Below are 15,995 nucleotides of genomic sequence, written 5' to 3' on the forward strand. Positions count from 1 at the left end.
CCCGCCGGGCCGCGCGGAACGGCTGGTCGGGGTCGGGACGACGGCGTGACGCAGATCACCCGGGAGGCCGGGGGCGAAGGGAACAGCCACGGGTGGTTGTCCGTTGAACCAACCGTGGGTGCGGATGGGACAGTGTCCCCGGGCCTCACCTTTTGCCCACAGGGACGATCGTTCGGCTGAAGCCCTGTGGAGCCTTACGCCGAGAGGCGACCGCCATCCGCGCCCACACTCCGAACCGCCCCGACCGTGATTCCCCCGTCCGGTCGGGGCTTCTCCTTGCGCAGCGGGCGCGCGCGCCGGGCGGCACCGAGAATCGGCCAGACCGTGCCCGGTGGGGCGAGCGCCGCGTGCATCGGCAGCGTCCGGGTACTCGTGGGCGGCCCTGGAAGTCGCGGCGCGAGAGGAGCCAGCGGTGAACAAGGAGTCCGGCGACAAGATCGTGATCACCGGCGCCACCGGCAATGTCGGCACGAGCCTGGTACGGCTGCTCGCGGAGGACGAACGGGTCGGGCAGGTGCGTGGCCTGGCGCGTCGGATCCCCGACTGGTCGCCCGAGAAGACGGAGTGGGCGGCCGTGGACCTGGGGTCCGGGGACGCCGATCTGACGAAGGAGTTCGAGGGGGCCGCGGCCGTCGTCCACCTGGCCTGGGCCTTCCAGCCCACGCACGACCCGGCCTCCACCTGGCGGACCAATGTGCTCGGCAGCATGCGGGTCTTCGAGGCGGTGGCGGCGGCGAAGGTCCCCACCCTGGTGCACGCCTCCTCGGTCGGCGCGTACTCGCCGGGCCCCAAGGACCGGTCCGTCGACGAGTCCTGGCCCACGCACGGCTGGCCTGACGCCGCGTACTGCCGGGAGAAGGCCTACCTCGAGCGGGCCCTGGACTCCTTCGAGTACGAGCACCCCGAGGTACGGGTGGTGCGGATGCGGCCGGCGTTCCTGTTCAAGCGGGAGTCGGCGAGCGAGCAGCGCCGGATCTTCGGCGGACGTCTGCTGCCGGGGCCGCTCGCCCGGCCGGAACTGCTGCCGTTCCTGCCCGACATTCCGGGGCTGCGGGTGCAGGCGCTGCACACGGACGACGCCGCCCACGCCTACCGGCTGGCGCTCCACTCCGATGTGCGGGGCCCCTTCAACCTGGCGGCCGAGCCTCCCGTGGACGCGGAGCTGCTGGGCGAGATGACGGGGTCGCGGCCGATGCGGCTGCCCCGGGCCGCCGTCCGGTCGGCGGTGGCCGCCGCGTGGAACCTGCGGCTGCTGCCCGCCTCGCCGCACCTCTTCGACGCGGTGCTGCGGCTGCCGCTGATGGACTGCAGCCGGGCCCGCGACGAGCTGCACTGGCGTCCCGAGCGGACGGCCGTGGAGGTGCTGGAGGAGTTCCTGGAGGGGTTGCGGCAGGGCGCCGGCGCCGACACGGAGCCGCTGCGGGGGCGGAAGGTGGGCTGAGAAGCACCCACCGGCCATGGAAGCACCCACCGGCCAAGGCCCCCGTCGTACCTCACCCTCCGCACATGACGGCGCCTCCCCGGGTCCCACCGGGGAGGCGCCGAGCCGGTTCGGCGAAGCCCTTCGCCGACGCCCCTCAGCCGGACGGCTCGTCCGGGACGGGCTGCTCGGGGTTGACGCCGCCCGAGGCCGGCGCGCCCTGGCGTCCCGTGCCCGCCTCGTCCGTGTCGGGCACGTCGGGGCCCGCCTCGTCGGACGCGTCCTCGTCCTGCGGCCCTCCGGTCCCTCGGCCCGGGACCACCTCCCAGGGGTCCTCGCCCGCGTCTGCCTGTTGATCGGGCAGGTCCCTCGGTATGGGGTCACCGTTCTCGCCGGGACCCTCCAGCCTGTGATCGGTCACGGCGTGCTCCCTTCCTGTCGTGCACCGCGCGCGAGTACCTCGCTCCGACCGGCTGAAACCCGGGCACCGGCCGGGCCCTCGGACCGCGGCGGGTCATCCCGCCGCGTAGACGTCCTCCACATAGCGGCCCGAGGCGATCAGCTCGTCCAGGAGGTGTCCGGGGTCCCTGTCGGGGTCCCGCTCGGCGAGGAGCGAGCGGAAGGTCTCGCGGACCCCGGGTGCCATCCGGGAGCCGTCGCCGCACACGTACACGCGGGCGCCGGCGTCCAGGAGGGCCCCCACCTCGTCGGACTCGGCGGCGATGCGGTGCTGGACGAAGGCGACCCCGTCGACCGGGGCCACGCTGAACGCGGGACGCAGCGAGACGGCTCCGGCGGCCTCGGCCGCGCGCAGCTCGTCGGCGTGCAGGAAGTCCGCGTCGGGGGCGTCGCAGCCGAAGTAGCAGAGCGCGGGGGCGAGTTCGGCTCCGGAGGCGCGCAGGGCGACACGGTCGGCGATGGCGCCGCGGAAGGGGGCGAGGCCGGTGCCGGCCGCGACCATGACGACCGGGGCCGGGTCGGCGTGGTCGATCCGGAAGGCATCGCGGCACGGCTGGATCCGGGCCAGGACGGTGTCGCCCGGCTTCACCGTGTTCAGGTAGCCCGAGCCGACGCCCGTGTGGGTGCCGCGGCCCGAGCGTGCCGGCGCCTCCAGCAGCGACACCATCAGGTCGACGTGGGCGGGATCGGCCGCCGGGGAGGAGGACACCGAGTAGTGGCGCGGGCGCAGCGGGCTGAGGAGTTCGAGCAGGGCTGGCCGGTCCAGGGCACCGCGCAGTGCCGGGTACGCCTCGAAGACCTCGACCAGGGTCCGCCGCTCGTCGCCGGCGGACCCGCTCGCCGCGAGGGCCGCGCGCTCCGGGGGGCACGGGTCGGCCGCGGCGAGCGCCGACAGCTGGTCCGCGGTCGGGCGGGTGCGCAGCTCGACATGGTGGGTGAGGAGGTGCCGTACCGTCAGGGGCCGGTCGACCGCGAGGCCGTCGCGGCGCCGGGAGCGGATGTCGAGGGCCTCCTCCGGGTCGAGGCCGAGTGCCGTGACGGTCCGCTGGACCAGTGCCGGGTCGTTGACGGGCAGGACGGTCAGGTGGTCGCCGGTGCGGTAGGTCGTGCCCTCCGGCAGGGCGAGCCGGACGAACCGCTTGGTGCGGGGATGGCCCGGCGCGGTGAGGTCGTACGCCTCGGTGACGGTCATGGGCACCAGGCCGTGGCGCTCGGCGACGGCCTGGAGCGGGCCGCCGGTCAGGACCCGCACCTCGTAGGCGGGGGCGGGCCGTTCGGTGGTGCCGCCCGTGGCCTCGGGGTCGCCGTACTCCCTCAGGAGGGCGGTGCGCAGGCCGGCCGTGAAGGCGCGGACGGTGCCGCCGAGGTCGCCGGAGGCGTCGGCGGCGGCGCGGTCCAGCAGGCGGGTGCCGCCGAGCGCGGCGAGGCGTTCGTCGAAGCGGGTCGGCACGTGCTGGTAGGTGGCGGCCCAGTTGCGGTCCCCTACGCCGAGGACGGCGTACGTGCCGTCGTAGGCGGCGCTCTCCGCGTCGAGCCGGGCGGCGAAGGCGGTGGCGTCGTCGGTGGGCCGGCCGTTGTAGGAGGCGGCGGTGATGATCACCGGGCGGTCGGCGGGCAGCCCGTCGGCGTAGGCGTCCAGCGCTGTGACCTCGGTCTCCGCGCCCAACTCGGCGACCTCGTCGGCGAGCTGGGCGGCGAACTCACGGCAGGTGCCGTAGTTGCTGCCGTGCAGGAAGAGGACGCGGGTGCCCGGGCGGAGCCGGGCGGGCGGGGCGGTGTCGTCGGGCCGGGTGGCGGGTCGCGCGGGTGCGGCGCCGGGGAGCGGGGCGTGCGTACGGTCGGCGGGGGTGCGCGGGGTGAGAGTGAGGGTGAAGCCGTCGGGCTTGAGGGTGAGGGTCTCCTTCACCGTGAGCGCGTAGCCGGCGTGGTCGTGCGGCCGGTAGCGGTGGACCAGCGTCGCCAGCAGCATCGTCGCCTCGTGCAGGGCGAACTGCCGGCCGATGCAGGCGCGTTCCCCCGTGCCGAAGGGCTTGAACGCGTGCGGGGAGCGGGCCGCCTCCGCTTCGGCGGTGAACCGTGAGGGGTCGAACAGCTCGGGGTTGTCGCCCCACACGGGCTGCCGGTGCAGCATCGGGCCGAGCACCGTGACGGCCTGCCCGGCGCGCAGCGGTACCCGGTCGCCGAGCAGGGTGTCCTCGCGGGCGTACCGGCTGAACGCGGCGGCCGTCGGCCACAGCCGCAGCGCCTCGTTGAGCACCTGCCGGGTGTAGGTGAGCCGCCCCACCTCGTCGAAGGTCGGCTCGGGGTCCGGGTCGTCACCCCACAGCGCGTCGGTCTCCCGCTGGACGAGCTGGAGGACCGCCGGGTGCTTGGCCAGGTAGTACAGGGCGAAGGACATCGCCCCGGACGTCGTCTCGTGGCCGGCGATGAGGAAGGTGATGACCTGGTTGCGGATGTTGGCGGTGTCGAGGGTGGTGCCGTCGCCGGGGTGCCGGGCGGTGAGCATGAGGCCGAGCAGGTCGTCGGTGTCCTCGGTCCCGGCTTCCACACGGGCGGCGATGACGTCGTCGACGACCCGCGCGAGGTAGCCGGAGTCCGCGCGGAAGGCCGCGTCGGCCGCCGCGTGGTCGTCGCCGGGGGTCCGGGCCAGCCGGTTCATGCTCCACTCCAGGCAGCGGACCATGGCCTCGACGAAGGGGTGCGGTTCGTCGCGGTCGAAGGAACCGAAGTCGTAGCCGAAGCCGGCGAGGCCGATGGTGTCGAGCGTCATCCGGGTCATGTCGTCGGGCACGTTCACCGGCCGGCCGGCGCGGCTCGCCCGGTCCCAGGAGTCGATCAGCCTGCGGGCCACGCGCAGCATCACCGGGTGGTAGGTGCGCATCGAGCCGAGCGCGAACGCCGGCATCAGGATGTCGTGCGCCTTGGCCCAGTTGGGCTCGTCGCCGTACGCCGTGAAGAGGCCGTCGGCGGCGAACTCCCGGACGTTCTCCAGGGCCGGCCCGACGGCTTTGGCGAAGCGGTCCTCGTCGGACAGGTCGGCGACCAGGTCGAGGTCGGCGACGAACAGCGTGTCCCGGCCGTGCAGCCGCCGCACGAGCACGGGCCCGTGCTCCCGCATCAGCCCCATCACCTGCTGGACGGGGGTGCTGCCGGGGCCCGTGGCGGAGATGTCGACGAGCGGCACGGCACCAGGGGCGGGCGGAGCGATCTCGGCCGTCCGGGTGGTCCGGGGGTGCGGCACGGTGGGGGACATGGCGCGACAACTGCCTTTCGCTGTGCGGGAGTACCGCGTTCCAGGGTTGTCCCCAGGGGCTGCTTACTCGCGCCATCCGACTACATGATTGTGTAGGGGGAAGCGGCCGCCCGGGGTTGCGCGGCCCGTCGGGGCGGAGTCGGAGGAGGCGGCGCGGGTGGACCGGGGGCGGAGCCGGGCGGGGGAACTGTCGGGTGACGGCATCGTGTGGCGGAACCGCGCCGTGGCCCTCTTCGACCGCATCCCGCTCCCGGCGGCCGTGTGCGACGTGTACGGCCGGGTGATCCTGGCGAACCCGGCGATGGCGACGGAGTGGGGCGCCACACCGGGCCGGCTGCGGGGGCGGGACGTGCTGGAGCTGTTCCGTCCGCAGGAGGAGACGCAGGTCGAACGGATCGCCCAGGCGCTGCGCCTGCGGCACCGGTCGCGCTATCCGGTGTCGGTGCGGTGGGACGCGGCGGACGGGGTGCGCCGGCACGGGGAGCTGACGGCCGACCCGATCAGCGACGCCCCGGACACCACCCCCTCACTGCTGGTCCTGGTCCGGGTGCTGGGCACGCTGCCCGAAACCGCCGAGCCCTCCGCCGCGCCCCCGGCCAGTCCGACCGAGGCCCGCATCCTGGCCCTGCTGGCGGGCGGCGCCACCACCGCGCGGGCCGCCCGGGAGACGGGTCTCACCGTCGACGGCGTCAACTACCACCTGCGCCGTCTGTCCGCCCGCTGGGCCGCCACGGGCCGTACGGAACTGGTGGCCCGCGCCTACGCCCTCGGGGTGCTGGCCCCCGGGGTGTGGCCGCCCGCGCCCGCCCCGACGAAATCCATTGGCCCCTCCCAGGAAGTCTGAGTAGCTTAGGCAAGAACCTAGTGCCCCTAGGTTTGGGTCTTTGAAACCCTTGCCGTACCGCCCCTTCCGGAGGACCACCATGAAGCCGCTCACCGAGCAGGAGATCCGCGCCTCGTTCATCAACTGCTCCAAGGGCGAGGCGAAGCGCATCTCCCTCCCCCGCGACCTGGACGAACGCCCCTGGGACGACCTCGACTTCCTCGGCTGGCGCGATCCCGGAGCGCCCGACCGGAGCTATCTGGTCGCCGAACGCGACGGCCGGCCGGTGGGGGTCACCCTGCGCTTCCCCTCCGCGCAGCGCGGTTTCCTGCACCGCAGCATGTGTTCGCTGTGCCTGACGACCCACCGGGGCAGCGGCGTCTCCCTGATGACCGCCCGCAAGGCGGGCGCGGCGGGGCGTGAGGGCAACTCCGTGGGCGTGTACATGTGCGCCGACCTGGCGTGTTCCCTCTACGTACGGGGCAAGAAGGCCCTCGACCCGGGCAGCCGGTTCGAGGAGAGCCTCACCACCGAGGAGCAGATCGCCCGTACGGTCGGCCGCCTGACCGCCTTCCTGGACAAGCTTCACGCCTGAGGCGCCGGGCCCTCCTGCCGCCGAGCCGCCGGCCGGTCGTCCTGCCGCTCAGCCGCCGGCCGGTCGTCCTGCCGCGTCATTCCGGTGATTAGGGTCCTCGGTCAGGAGTTCGGAGTACCGGCAAGGGGAACAGCGCAAGGATGCGAGACGTACGTGGTGTATGGGACCTGATGCGCACAAAGGTGTCCCAGTGGCGACAGGATCCGGTAGTCGTGCAGTCGGTGCGGTCGGCCGCCGCCGCATCGGTCGCCTATGTGGTGGCGTTGTGGTTCAGCACGTCACCGGCGCCCCTGACGGCACCGCTGACCGCCCTCCTCGTCGTCCAGGTCACCCTGTACGCGACGCTCACCAACGGCATCCGCCGGGTGAACTCGGTGGTCGCCGGTGTCGTCGTCGCCATCGGCTTCAGCGTGCTGGTGGGTCTGACCTGGTGGAGCCTCGCCCTGCTCATCCTCGCCTCGCTGGCCGTCGGTCATCTGGTCCGGGTCAGTGAGTACGTGCCCGAGGTGGCGATCAGCGCCATGCTGGTGCTCGGGGTGACCAGGGTCGGGGACACGGCGTGGACCCGGGTGCTGGAGACCCTGATCGGCGCCGTCGTCGGACTCGCCTTCAACCTGCTGCTCGCTCCCCCGGTGTGGGTGGAGGCGGCAGGCGAGTCGATCGAGGACCTGGCCCGCCGTATGCGGAGGCTGATGATCCGCGTCGGCGAGGAGGCCGCCGGCCGCCCCGCCTTCGAGGTGGCGGCGGCGCGGCTGCACGAGGCCCGTGAGCTGGACTTCGACATCGTCGAGGTCGACGCGGCCCTCAAGCAGGCCGAGGACAGCCTGAAGCTCAACCCGCGTGTCCGGGAGGGCCTGCTGCACCGGGTGGTGCTGCGCACCGGCCTGGACACGCTGGAGATCTGCACGGTGGTGCTGCGTGTGCTGGCCCGCACCCTCACCGATCTGGCCCGCGAGCGGGAGCCCAGCCCCCTGTTCTCCGCCGAGGTGGGGGCCACCCTGGAACGGCTGCTCGGCGAGATCGGCGACGCCGTGGTCAGCTTCGCGGTGCTCGTCACCACCGATGTCAGCCGCAGCGCCGAGTCGGCCGAGGACCGCCTCGCCGCCGAGCTGTCCACCGCCGTCGCGACCCGTGACAAGCTCGCCGAGCTGCTGCTGGAGGAGGTCCGGCGCGACCCGGGTCACTGGCAGTTGCACGGCGCCATACTGACCGAGGTCAACCGCATACTGGACGAGATGGACATCCAGCACCGCTCCCAGCGGCTGCTGGAGGAGCTCGACCGCTGCACCCGTGAACAGCGCGAGCGCGCCCCGCGCCTCACCGGCCTCCGCGACCGCCTGCGCATCGTGCTTCCCTCCCGGCGGAACCGGTCCGGCCTCGCCGGACGTACTAAGTGACACGGCACGACGCGATGACGAGGGGAGCGTACGGAATGGCCGACGGCACCGTGCGGATCGACGGGACGACACTTCACCTGCCGGGTGGTGTGCGGGTGCGCTTCATCCGCACCCTGCGCCTGCCCGAGACGGGGACGCACCAGCTTCCGCCCGGGCTGGGCGACTTCCCGATCCGCAGGGTCGAGGACTATCCGCACACGGCCCCCGCGGAGATGCGGGCGCGCGGCGGGGTGATGCTCCCCGTGTACCTGCGCGAGGCCATGTGGCTGCACTTCGGCGGCTCTCTGGAGCCGGCCGCGCTCCAGGTCGGCGTCGGCAAGGTGTGCGCGGTGTCGGGCGAGCCGTGGAGCAACCGGCTCAGCCGGAAACCGCAGAACTACGTGGTACTGCCGCGGCAGCCGTGGCTCGACGGCATCAACTCCGGGAAGGGCACGGTCCGCCAGTTCGTCGCCGTCCCGCTCGGGCTGGGCGCGACGGTGGAGGGGCAGGTCACCGGCGAGGAGGTGTTCGGCGGGGTGCAGCTGCAGTCGTTCCCGCTGAACGACAAGCAGCTCGCCGGCTGGCGGGAGGCGGAGCGGCAGCGGGCGGCGCGGGAACGGAACCTCGGTCCGGTCGGTGGCTACGGCGGCCCGGTCCCCATGCCGCCGCCGGGCGCCGCCCCGATGCCCGCGCCCATGGCCGCGCCGCCCGGCGGCGCGCCCCTGCCCCCGTCGGCGCCGGGCGGCGGCCCGATGGCTACGGGGGCCGCGTTCGCGGCGCCGGGTGCCGCGCCCGCGGCCCGTGCGGCGGTGCCGCCGCGGGCGCCGGCCGCGATGGGGCTCGGTGTCGGCGGCTCGATGCGCCAGGAGGTCTACCAGGACACCTGGCCGCGCGGGAGCTGGGCGGAGCAGCCGGCCGGCCGGGTGTTCGTGCACCTCGTCACCCCGCCCGAGTGGCGGCGCATCACGGGCGAGGCCCCGCCGCCGTCGCCGGTGGACCGCGCGGCCTACACGAACGCCGGGCTCCCCTGGTTCGACTACTACGACCAGGACGGGGTCGACGTGGAGCCCGCCGACGCGCTCGGCGCGGTCAAGCCGGTGGGTGACTGGCTCGGCACCGACCTCGACCCCTGGCAGCCGCCCGCCCCGGGTCAGATCAAGCCCCTCGGCGACGCCCCGGGCCGCCCGATCCAGGACGGCGACTGGTAACACCGCCCTGGGGGACGGCCAGGGGGCGGGTCGGTCGTCGGTGTTCTCCGTTGGTGGGCACCGCGTCGTACGCGGTGCCCATCCTCCGTGTTGTGCCCTCCGTGTTTTGCGTCGGGCCGCTCCTAGCCATCAAGGTGGGGGGCGGACGGGACGGGCGAGACCTGGGGTGCGGCGGATGACGAGTGGAGCGGGACGGCAGTCCGGCGGCTGGAGCAGGCGCCGTGTTCTGGGCGCGCTGGCGGCGACGGCCGTACCGGCGTCCTTGGCCGGGTGCTCGGGGTCCGAGGGGACGACCGGCTCCTCGTCGTCGTCCTCGTCGTCCTCGTCGTCGCCGAGCACCCCGGCGGCGGAGGCCGGTTCCCCCTCGGCCTCGCCCTCCCCCTCCCTCACCGGCCCGCGCCCGCTGTTCCTCGGCACGTACACCTCCGCGGAAGGCGGCGGCAGCGGCATCGGCGTCGCGACGTACGAGGCCGGCGGCGGGCGGATCACGGGCCGGGGGACGATCGGCGGGGTCGGCGACCCGTCGTACCTCGCGGTCCATCCGGACGGCCGGACGCTGTACGCCGTGAACGAGCGCGCCGAGGGCGGGGTGACCGCGGTGCGGCTGTCCGACCGGAAGGTCCTCGGCACCCGGAGCAGCGGCGGCGAGGCCCCCTGTCATCTCTCGGTGCACCCCGGCGGGCGGTGGCTGCTGAGCGCGAACTACGGCACGGGCAGCGTCGCCGTGCACCCCGTCGAGGACTCGGGAGCCCTCGGCGAGCGCACGGACCTGGTCGTGCACCGCCGTCCGGCGCCGGGTCCGGGGCAGCAGGGACCGCACGCGCACCAGATCGTCACCAGCCCCGACGGCGGTCATGTCCTCGCCGTCGATCTGGGCACCGACACGGTGTACACCTATCGCCTGGACGAGGCCCGGGGCACGCTCAGCGAGGTCTCGCGGGCGCGCACCCGGCCCGGCGCGGGCCCGCGGCACCTCACGTTCCATCCCGGTGGCCGGTACGCCTACCTCGCGAACGAGGTCGACGACACGGTGGTGGTCTGCGCCTACGACCCGGGCAGCGGCCGGCTCGCACCGGGCGACCCCCAGTCGACGGGGTCGGGTTCCGGCACGAACTATCCCGCCCAGCTGGTGGTGACGCCGAACGGCGCGTACGCCTATCTCGCCAACCGGGGACACGACAGCCTGACGCGGTACGCGGTCGAGGCCGGGGGTGCCCGGCTGAGACTGCTGGACACGGTGCCCGTGGGCGGGGAGTTCCCCCGTCAGATCGCCCTCTCCCCCGACGGCGGTCTGCTGTTCGCCGCGCTCCAGCGGTCGAGCGCGGTCAGTGTCTTCCGGGTCGACCCGGAGTCCGGCGCACTGCGGCGCGCGGGCGAGCCGTTCGCGTCACCCGTCGCCGTCTGCGCGCTGCCGCTGTAGGGCGCGCGGGCAGGACGCGGCGCTCGCCCGGGAGAGCAGGACGTGCATGCGCTCGGTGAGCTGCGCCATGTCGTCGGCGGGCTTGTGGAACGTCAGACGCACGTCGCCGTCGGTGCGGGCCCGTTCCACGCGCAGGGTGAGGCCGTGGCGGTCGACGGCGAGGGGCTGGACGCGTACGGCGCCGTGCAGGGTGTCGTGCGGGAGGAGCCGGGTGAGCCGCTCGACGGCGTCGGGGTGCGCGTCGGCGAGGTGGGTCAGCAGCCGGGGCTCGGCCGTGGCCAGCGGGTCGGGTGCCGCGGCGGCGAAGTCGTCGAGGTCGACGAGGGCCGCGCCGGACGGCTCGCGCAGCACGATCCGGGTGGGCCGGAACTCCAGGTCGCCTTCCCCGTCCCTGCCCCTGCCTCCGTCCCCGTCCCCGTCCCGGCGAGCGAACCAGCCGGCGAGCCAGAGCCGGGCCCGGATGCGGCCCCGCACCGGGACGGGCGCCACGTCGGCGAACTCCAGCACGGCGGACGGCTCGCCGCGCGGCGCGCAGATCGCGGCGGTGACGAGCGTGCTGTCCTCGGGGACGCGCAGGAGCACCCGGCCGTCCTCGGTGACGGTGTGCGCGCCGACGAACTCCTCCCGGCCGCCCTCGGCGGTCACCGCGCAGGACCACGCCGTCGCGAGCACCGAGCGGGCACGCTCCGCCGCGGCGGGCGCGGCCGTCCAGATGTGACGGTCACCCATCCCAAACCTCCCTTAGGTAAGCCTTGCCTAACCTATCGGAGATCCGGGCGCACGCCAACCGCCCTCCCCGATCCTCGGATTCAGGGCCGTGCTCGGGGTCAGGGCGCGAGGACCCCGAACAGGGCTCGCACGCACAGGTCACGCACCTGTTCCCGGGACAGCTCCGAGCCCCGGAGCCACTCCAGGCAGACGGCCGTGGTGAAGGACAGCCACCCCCGCACGGCGAGCCGCGTCCCGGGCCGCCCGTCCAGCGCCGCCCCGAACTCCGCGTCGGTCGCGAGCACTTGGAGGATCTGCCCCTCCTGGGCGGCGAGCGCCCGCTGGTAGACCCGGCGCACGACCCTGTCGCCGGTGGCGTCGGCACGGTGGAAGGCCCGGAAGCCGTGGGGGTGCTCCTCGACGTACGCGAGGAAGACGTCGAGCCCGTTGGTGAGCCGCTCACGCGCCGAGCGGCCGGGCGCCGGGGTCATGGTGCGGAGCATCCGCTCGCTCTCGCACTCCACGACGGCAGCGAAGAACTCCCGCTTGTTCGGGAAGTAGTGGTAGAGCAGCCCCCGCGAGACACCCGCGATCTCGGCGACCTGCTCGATCCACACGTCGTCGTACGGGCGCTCCGAGAACAGCCGGGCCCCGACGTCGAGGAGCTGCTCCCGCCGCTCGGCGGTGCTGAGCCGGCGACGGGGGCGCTCCCCCTGCTTGGCTGCCATGGCGTCACCTTACTTGACGTGAGTTCAACAAGAGGTCGAGACTGGGGCCCGCTATTGAACCCGAGTACAACAGCTTCGACGGGGCCTGCGCACGAGGGAGACGGTGCCATGACGGCGACGACCGGGACCACGGCCGCCAGGGGTTTCCGCAGCGCGGAGCTGGGCTGGCCCGAGCTGCACCGGATACCGCGTCCGCCGCACCGGCTGCCCCTGATCGGCGACGCGCTCGGCTCCCACCCCCGTACTCCGGTGCAGGACTCCATGCGGCTCGGCCGGCGGCTGGGGCCGATCTTCCGGCGGAAGGCGTTCGGCAAGGAGATCGTCTTCGTGGGGGGCGCGGGTCTCGTGGCCGACATGGCGGACGAGTCGCGGTTCGCCAAGCACGTCGGGCTGGGGGTCGCCAATCTGCGGCCGGTCGCCGGGGACGGGCTGTTCACGGCGTACAACGACGAGCCGAACTGGCGGCTCGCGCACGATGTCCTGGCCCCGGGCTTCAGCCGGGAGGCCATGGCCGGGTACCACCCGATGATGATCGACGTCGCCGAACGGCTGATGGACCACTGGGACCGGGCGGGCGCGGCCGGGCGGTCCGTGGACGTGCCCGGCGACATGACCAAGCTGACCCTGGAGACGATCGCCCGGACCGGCTTCGGCCATGACTTCGGCTCCTTCGAGCGGGACCGTCCGCACCCCTTCGTCTCCGCGATGGTCGGCGTCCTGGCGTACGCCCAGCGGCGCAACGTCGTGCCCGACCCGCTGGCGCCGCTGCTGCTGCGGGCCGCCTCCCGGCGGAACGCGGCGGACATGGCGTTCCTGAACGACACGGTCGACGCGGTGGTCCTCGCCCGCCGGTCGTCCGGCGCCGGCGGGGGCGGCGGTACCGGGGACCTGCTCGACCGGATGCTGGAGACCGCGCATCCCGAGACCGGGCGGCGGCTGTCCGCCACGAACGTACGCCGCCAGGTCCTCACCTTCCTGATCGCCGGCCACGAGACCACCTCGGGCGCCCTGTCGTTCGCCCTGCACTACCTCGCCCTGCGCCCCGACCTCGCCGCGCGCGCCCGCGCCGAGGTGGACCGGGTGTGGGGCGACTCGGCCAGGCCCGGCTACGAGCAGGTCGCCAAACTGCGCCTGGTACGGCGGGTGCTCGACGAGACGCTGCGGCTGTGGCCGACGGCTCCCGCCTACTCGCGGGAGGCCCTGGCCGACACCGTGCTGAGCGGTGTCCATCCGATGCGGCGGGGTGCCTGGGCGCTGGTGCTGACGACGATGCTCCACCGGGATCCGGAGGTGTGGGGCGCCGACGCCGAGACGTTCGACCCGGACCGCTTCGAGGCGGCGGCCGTCCGCGCACGGCCCGCGCACACCTACAAGCCGTTCGGCACGGGGGCGCGGGCCTGCATCGGCCGCCAGTTCGCGCTGCACGAGGCCACGCTGGTGCTGGGGCTGCTGCTGCGCCGCTACGAACTCCGGCCGGACCCGGCGTACCGGCTGAAGGTCACCGAACGGCTGACGCTGATGCCCGAGGGGCTGCGGGTGCGCCTGGAGCGGCGGTCCGGCGGTCGTGCCGAGGCCGCCCGCACCGCACCGGGGCCGGGCGCCGAGGGTGCGGCGGCCGAGGGCGCCGACGTGACGTCGTCCCCGTCACGCTGTCCAGTGACCGGGGCGGGTGACTGACGCGGGGAGGCGGGTGCCGGCATTGCCCCGGGCCGCGTTGATCTGCGGCTGGGTGAGGAAGAAGGCCCCGGTCAGGTCGGCGTCGGCGAGGTCGGTGTCGCGCAGGTCCGCGCCGATGAGGTCGGCACCCCGCAGATCGGCGCCGGTCAGGTCGGCGGCTATCAGCCAGGCGCCGCGCAGATTGGCCTTCCGGAGATCGGCGCCCTTGAGGCGCGCACCCATCAGGTCGGCTCCCCGGCGGTTCTTCGTGCGTCCCGCGCCCGCCCGCATGAGGTCACTGACCTTCAGCAGCACCTCGTTGACCCGCTGCCGGTGCGCGGCGACGTCCACCTCCGCGAGTTCCCCGGCGGTGCCGCGGGTCAGCCGCTCCGTCTCGTCCAGAGCGCGGCGGACCTCCGCGTGGGCCGGGCGGGCGGCGGGCAGCGTCAGGGCCTCGGTCAGGTACCAGAGGAGTTCGTGCAGGTGGCGTACGACCGGGAACACGTCGAACATGCGCCGGGCGTGCTCGCGGCCGCCCGAGCGCCAGTCCCGGCCGCCGAAGGTGAGCTGCGAGACCTTCTGTCCGGCGCCGAAGCAGTCGTAGACGGTGCAGCCGGTGAAGCCCTTGTCCCGCAGCCGGGTGTGGATACCGCAGCGGAAGTCGTCCCGGAGGTTCCCGCAGGGCTTGCCCGCGGCCTTGTCGACGGCGAAGTCCGCCGAGGCGGCGAAGGGCAGCGCCACACAGCACAGCCCGAAGCAGTTGCCGCAGTCGCCCCGCAGGTCCTGCGGGGCGGGCGGGTCCTGCGCGGCGTGCGGCTCCTGGGGGGCGTGTTTCGGGTTGAGCACATCACCGGATGGTCGTTCCATACGACTCACCCTAACGACCCCTCCCCGGGGGACAGGCGCCGTTCGGCGGGGAACCCGACGTCACTCCTCGTCGCGTGCCAGGGCCAGCAGCCGGTCCAGGACCCGCGGGCCGCCGGCCCGTACGCCGTCGTGTTCGAACTCGTCGGTGACCCAGGTGCGCAGGCCCCGTACGGCACGGGCCGTCGCCAGCGAGTGGGCGGTGTCGACATACATGTCGTCGTGGTAGATCGCGGCGGCGACCGGCACCTCGTTGACGGTGAGCCGGTCCGGGTCGTAGAGGGGACTCCAGCCCCGCTCCTCCGCCAGCTCCACGGCCGTCTCGCGCAGCGGGCGCAGGGCGGGGTCGTTCTCGAACATCCAGGGGTGGACGGACTCGCCCGTGAACAGCAGCGGGCCGTCACCGGCGAGCGTCTTGGCGGCGTCGAACCGCGGGAACTCCGCCCGCACCCGCTCCGCGGCCCAGTCGGTGGGGCCGGGGTCCTGGCCGTAGATCGCCTCGTGGAGCAGGGCGTACAGCGGGTGTCCGGCGTACGACAGCAGGCTCTGGACCTCTTCCTGGAAGGCGTCGGACAGGGCGGGGCCCCGCGGGGTGCGGACGAAGGCGTCCTCCAGCAGGAAGTGCAGCCGGTGGCTGCCGTCGGAGCGGCCGAGCATGATGCCCAGCGACTGGAACGCCTCGACGGTGAGCCGGTAGCCGTTCGGCAGGACCACCTCGTGCTGGAGCAGGTGCTCGGCGATCCGCCGGGCCCGCTCGACGTCCTGCGGGTAGCGGGCGTAGTGGGCGGTGACCTTGCGTTCGACGCGCGGGTAGGCGGCGCGGTAGACGTCGTCGGCGCTCGCGTCGAGGGAGGGCAGCCCGCCGGTGATGAGGGCGGTGCTCAGCCCTTCGGGGGCGAGGGACAGATAGGTGACCGCGCAGAAGCCGCCGAAGCTCTGGCCGAGGACGGTCCAGGGGGCGCCGCCGGTGACCTCGCGGCGGATGGCCTCGCAGTCGCGGACGATGGAGTCGGCGCGGAAGCGGGCGAGGTAGTCGGCCTGCTCCCGGGGCCCGCCGCGCAGCGGGAGCGTCTGGCGGTTGGCCGGGGTGGAGGCGCCGGTGCCACGCTGGTCGAGGAGGAGGACCCGGTACTCCCCCAGGGCCCGGTCGAGCCATGCCTGGCGGCCGACGAACCGGTTGGCGCCGAAGCCGGGGCCGCCCTGGAGGTAGAGCAGCCAGGGCAGCTCCTGGCCGGCCTTGTCGCTCGCGACGACCTCGCGCCCGTAGAGCTCGATCCGCTCCCCCGCCGGGTCGTCGTGGTCGAGGGGGACGGTGAAGCGACGGTCGGTGAGGACGACGCCGGGCTGCCGGTAGCTGACGGACAACAGGGCTCCTTGGGCGGACGGATTGCAGGCCGAGGCCCAGTCCAGCACAGATTCTCCGTCCCGCCGAGCCCGTGGATCAAGAAAATCCCGCTCCGTCCCGGGTGAGGTTGCTGACTTGTT

13 protein-coding genes are annotated in these 15,995 nt (G+C 74.0%); 7 read left to right on the forward strand and 6 right to left on the reverse strand.

All coding sequences use genetic code 11. The annotated features are described in order from the left end of the window. Positions 1 to 412: 412 nt before the first annotated feature. Positions 413 to 1,441, forward strand: coding sequence for an SDR family oxidoreductase (locus tag ACZ4Z2_RS16520; protein ID WP_468076513.1), 1,029 nt, complete (start codon positions 413 to 415; stop codon positions 1,439 to 1,441). Positions 1,442 to 1,577: 136 nt separating this feature from the next. On the opposite strand, the gene ACZ4Z2_RS16525 is transcribed toward ACZ4Z2_RS16520, so the two are convergent. After that, a complete protein-coding gene (locus ACZ4Z2_RS16525; RefSeq protein WP_468076515.1) occupies positions 1,578 to 1,841 on the reverse strand; it encodes a hypothetical protein in 264 nt (87 codons plus the stop codon). A gap of 93 nt (positions 1,842 to 1,934) precedes the next feature. Continuing rightward, the gene (locus tag ACZ4Z2_RS16530; RefSeq protein ID WP_468076517.1) at positions 1,935 to 5,132 is read right to left on the reverse strand and encodes a cytochrome P450; all 3,198 of its coding nucleotides are present in this window, start codon (positions 5,130 to 5,132) and stop codon (positions 1,935 to 1,937) included. Positions 5,133 to 5,289: 157 nt separating this feature from the next. Here ACZ4Z2_RS16530 and ACZ4Z2_RS16535 point away from each other — a divergent pair, with 157 nt between their 5' ends. The 5 genes from ACZ4Z2_RS16535 (at position 5,290) to ACZ4Z2_RS16555 (ending at position 10,554) form a co-directional block, all read left to right on the forward strand. Then, entirely contained in the window at positions 5,290 to 5,976 is a 687-nt protein-coding gene (locus ACZ4Z2_RS16535) for a PAS domain S-box protein (RefSeq protein WP_468076519.1), read from the forward strand. 79 nt (positions 5,977 to 6,055) lie between these two features. Beyond that, positions 6,056 to 6,550, forward strand: a complete 495-nt coding sequence (locus tag ACZ4Z2_RS16540) for an FBP domain-containing protein (RefSeq protein WP_468076521.1) — start codon at positions 6,056 to 6,058, stop codon at positions 6,548 to 6,550. A gap of 140 nt (positions 6,551 to 6,690) precedes the next feature. Next, positions 6,691 to 7,947, forward strand: coding sequence for an FUSC family protein (locus ACZ4Z2_RS16545; RefSeq protein ID WP_468076523.1), 1,257 nt, complete (start codon positions 6,691 to 6,693; stop codon positions 7,945 to 7,947). Positions 7,948 to 7,982: 35 nt separating this feature from the next. Then, positions 7,983 to 9,134: a hypothetical protein gene (locus ACZ4Z2_RS16550; protein WP_468076525.1), complete on the forward strand. Its 1,152-nt coding sequence runs from the start codon at positions 7,983 to 7,985 to the stop codon at positions 9,132 to 9,134. A gap of 175 nt (positions 9,135 to 9,309) precedes the next feature. Then, entirely contained in the window at positions 9,310 to 10,554 is a 1,245-nt protein-coding gene (locus tag ACZ4Z2_RS16555; protein ID WP_468076526.1) for a lactonase family protein, read from the forward strand. Here ACZ4Z2_RS16555 and ACZ4Z2_RS16560 read toward each other — a convergent pair. Both ACZ4Z2_RS16560 and ACZ4Z2_RS16565 read right to left on the reverse strand, forming a co-directional pair. Further along, positions 10,522 to 11,283: a DUF2470 domain-containing protein gene (locus tag ACZ4Z2_RS16560; RefSeq protein WP_468076528.1), complete on the reverse strand. Its 762-nt coding sequence runs from the start codon at positions 11,281 to 11,283 to the stop codon at positions 10,522 to 10,524. The genes ACZ4Z2_RS16555 and ACZ4Z2_RS16560 overlap by 33 nt on opposite strands. Before the next feature lie 98 nt (positions 11,284 to 11,381). Further along, positions 11,382 to 11,990 (reverse strand): TetR/AcrR family transcriptional regulator, encoded by a 609-nt coding sequence (locus ACZ4Z2_RS16565; protein ID WP_468076530.1) that lies wholly within the window; start codon positions 11,988 to 11,990, stop codon positions 11,382 to 11,384. Between the two features lie 108 nt (positions 11,991 to 12,098). Here ACZ4Z2_RS16565 and ACZ4Z2_RS16570 point away from each other — a divergent pair, with 108 nt between their 5' ends. Continuing rightward, entirely contained in the window at positions 12,099 to 13,667 is a 1,569-nt protein-coding gene (locus tag ACZ4Z2_RS16570; RefSeq protein WP_468076531.1) for a cytochrome P450, read from the forward strand. Here ACZ4Z2_RS16570 and ACZ4Z2_RS16575 read toward each other — a convergent pair. Further along, positions 13,635 to 14,513, reverse strand: coding sequence for a pentapeptide repeat-containing protein (locus ACZ4Z2_RS16575; protein WP_468076533.1), 879 nt, complete (start codon positions 14,511 to 14,513; stop codon positions 13,635 to 13,637). The genes ACZ4Z2_RS16570 and ACZ4Z2_RS16575 overlap by 33 nt on opposite strands. A gap of 60 nt (positions 14,514 to 14,573) precedes the next feature. Next, positions 14,574 to 15,875, reverse strand: coding sequence for an alpha/beta fold hydrolase (locus ACZ4Z2_RS16580; protein WP_468076535.1), 1,302 nt, complete (start codon positions 15,873 to 15,875; stop codon positions 14,574 to 14,576). Between the last annotated feature and the right edge of the window lie 120 nt (positions 15,876 to 15,995).

This window comes from Streptomyces sp. NPDC030183 (genome assembly GCF_055573455.1).

Excerpts from the sequence above, each read along its gene's own strand:
- ACZ4Z2_RS16545 (WP_468076523.1), top strand. The coding sequence starts at position 6,691 with ATGCGAGACGTACGTGGTGTATGGGACCTGATGCGCACAAAGGTGTCC.
- ACZ4Z2_RS16560 (WP_468076528.1), bottom strand. The coding sequence starts at position 11,283 with ATGGGTGACCGTCACATCTGGACGGCCGCGCCCGCCGCGGCGGAGCGT.
- ACZ4Z2_RS16570 (WP_468076531.1), top strand. The coding sequence starts at position 12,099 with ATGACGGCGACGACCGGGACCACGGCCGCCAGGGGTTTCCGCAGCGCG.
- ACZ4Z2_RS16540 (WP_468076521.1), top strand. The coding sequence starts at position 6,056 with ATGAAGCCGCTCACCGAGCAGGAGATCCGCGCCTCGTTCATCAACTGC.
- ACZ4Z2_RS16555 (WP_468076526.1), top strand. The coding sequence starts at position 9,310 with ATGACGAGTGGAGCGGGACGGCAGTCCGGCGGCTGGAGCAGGCGCCGT.
- ACZ4Z2_RS16575 (WP_468076533.1), bottom strand. The coding sequence starts at position 14,513 with ATGGAACGACCATCCGGTGATGTGCTCAACCCGAAACACGCCCCCCAG.
- ACZ4Z2_RS16565 (WP_468076530.1), bottom strand. The coding sequence starts at position 11,990 with ATGGCAGCCAAGCAGGGGGAGCGCCCCCGTCGCCGGCTCAGCACCGCC.
- ACZ4Z2_RS16550 (WP_468076525.1), top strand. The coding sequence starts at position 7,983 with ATGGCCGACGGCACCGTGCGGATCGACGGGACGACACTTCACCTGCCG.
- ACZ4Z2_RS16530 (WP_468076517.1), bottom strand. The coding sequence starts at position 5,132 with ATGTCCCCCACCGTGCCGCACCCCCGGACCACCCGGACGGCCGAGATC.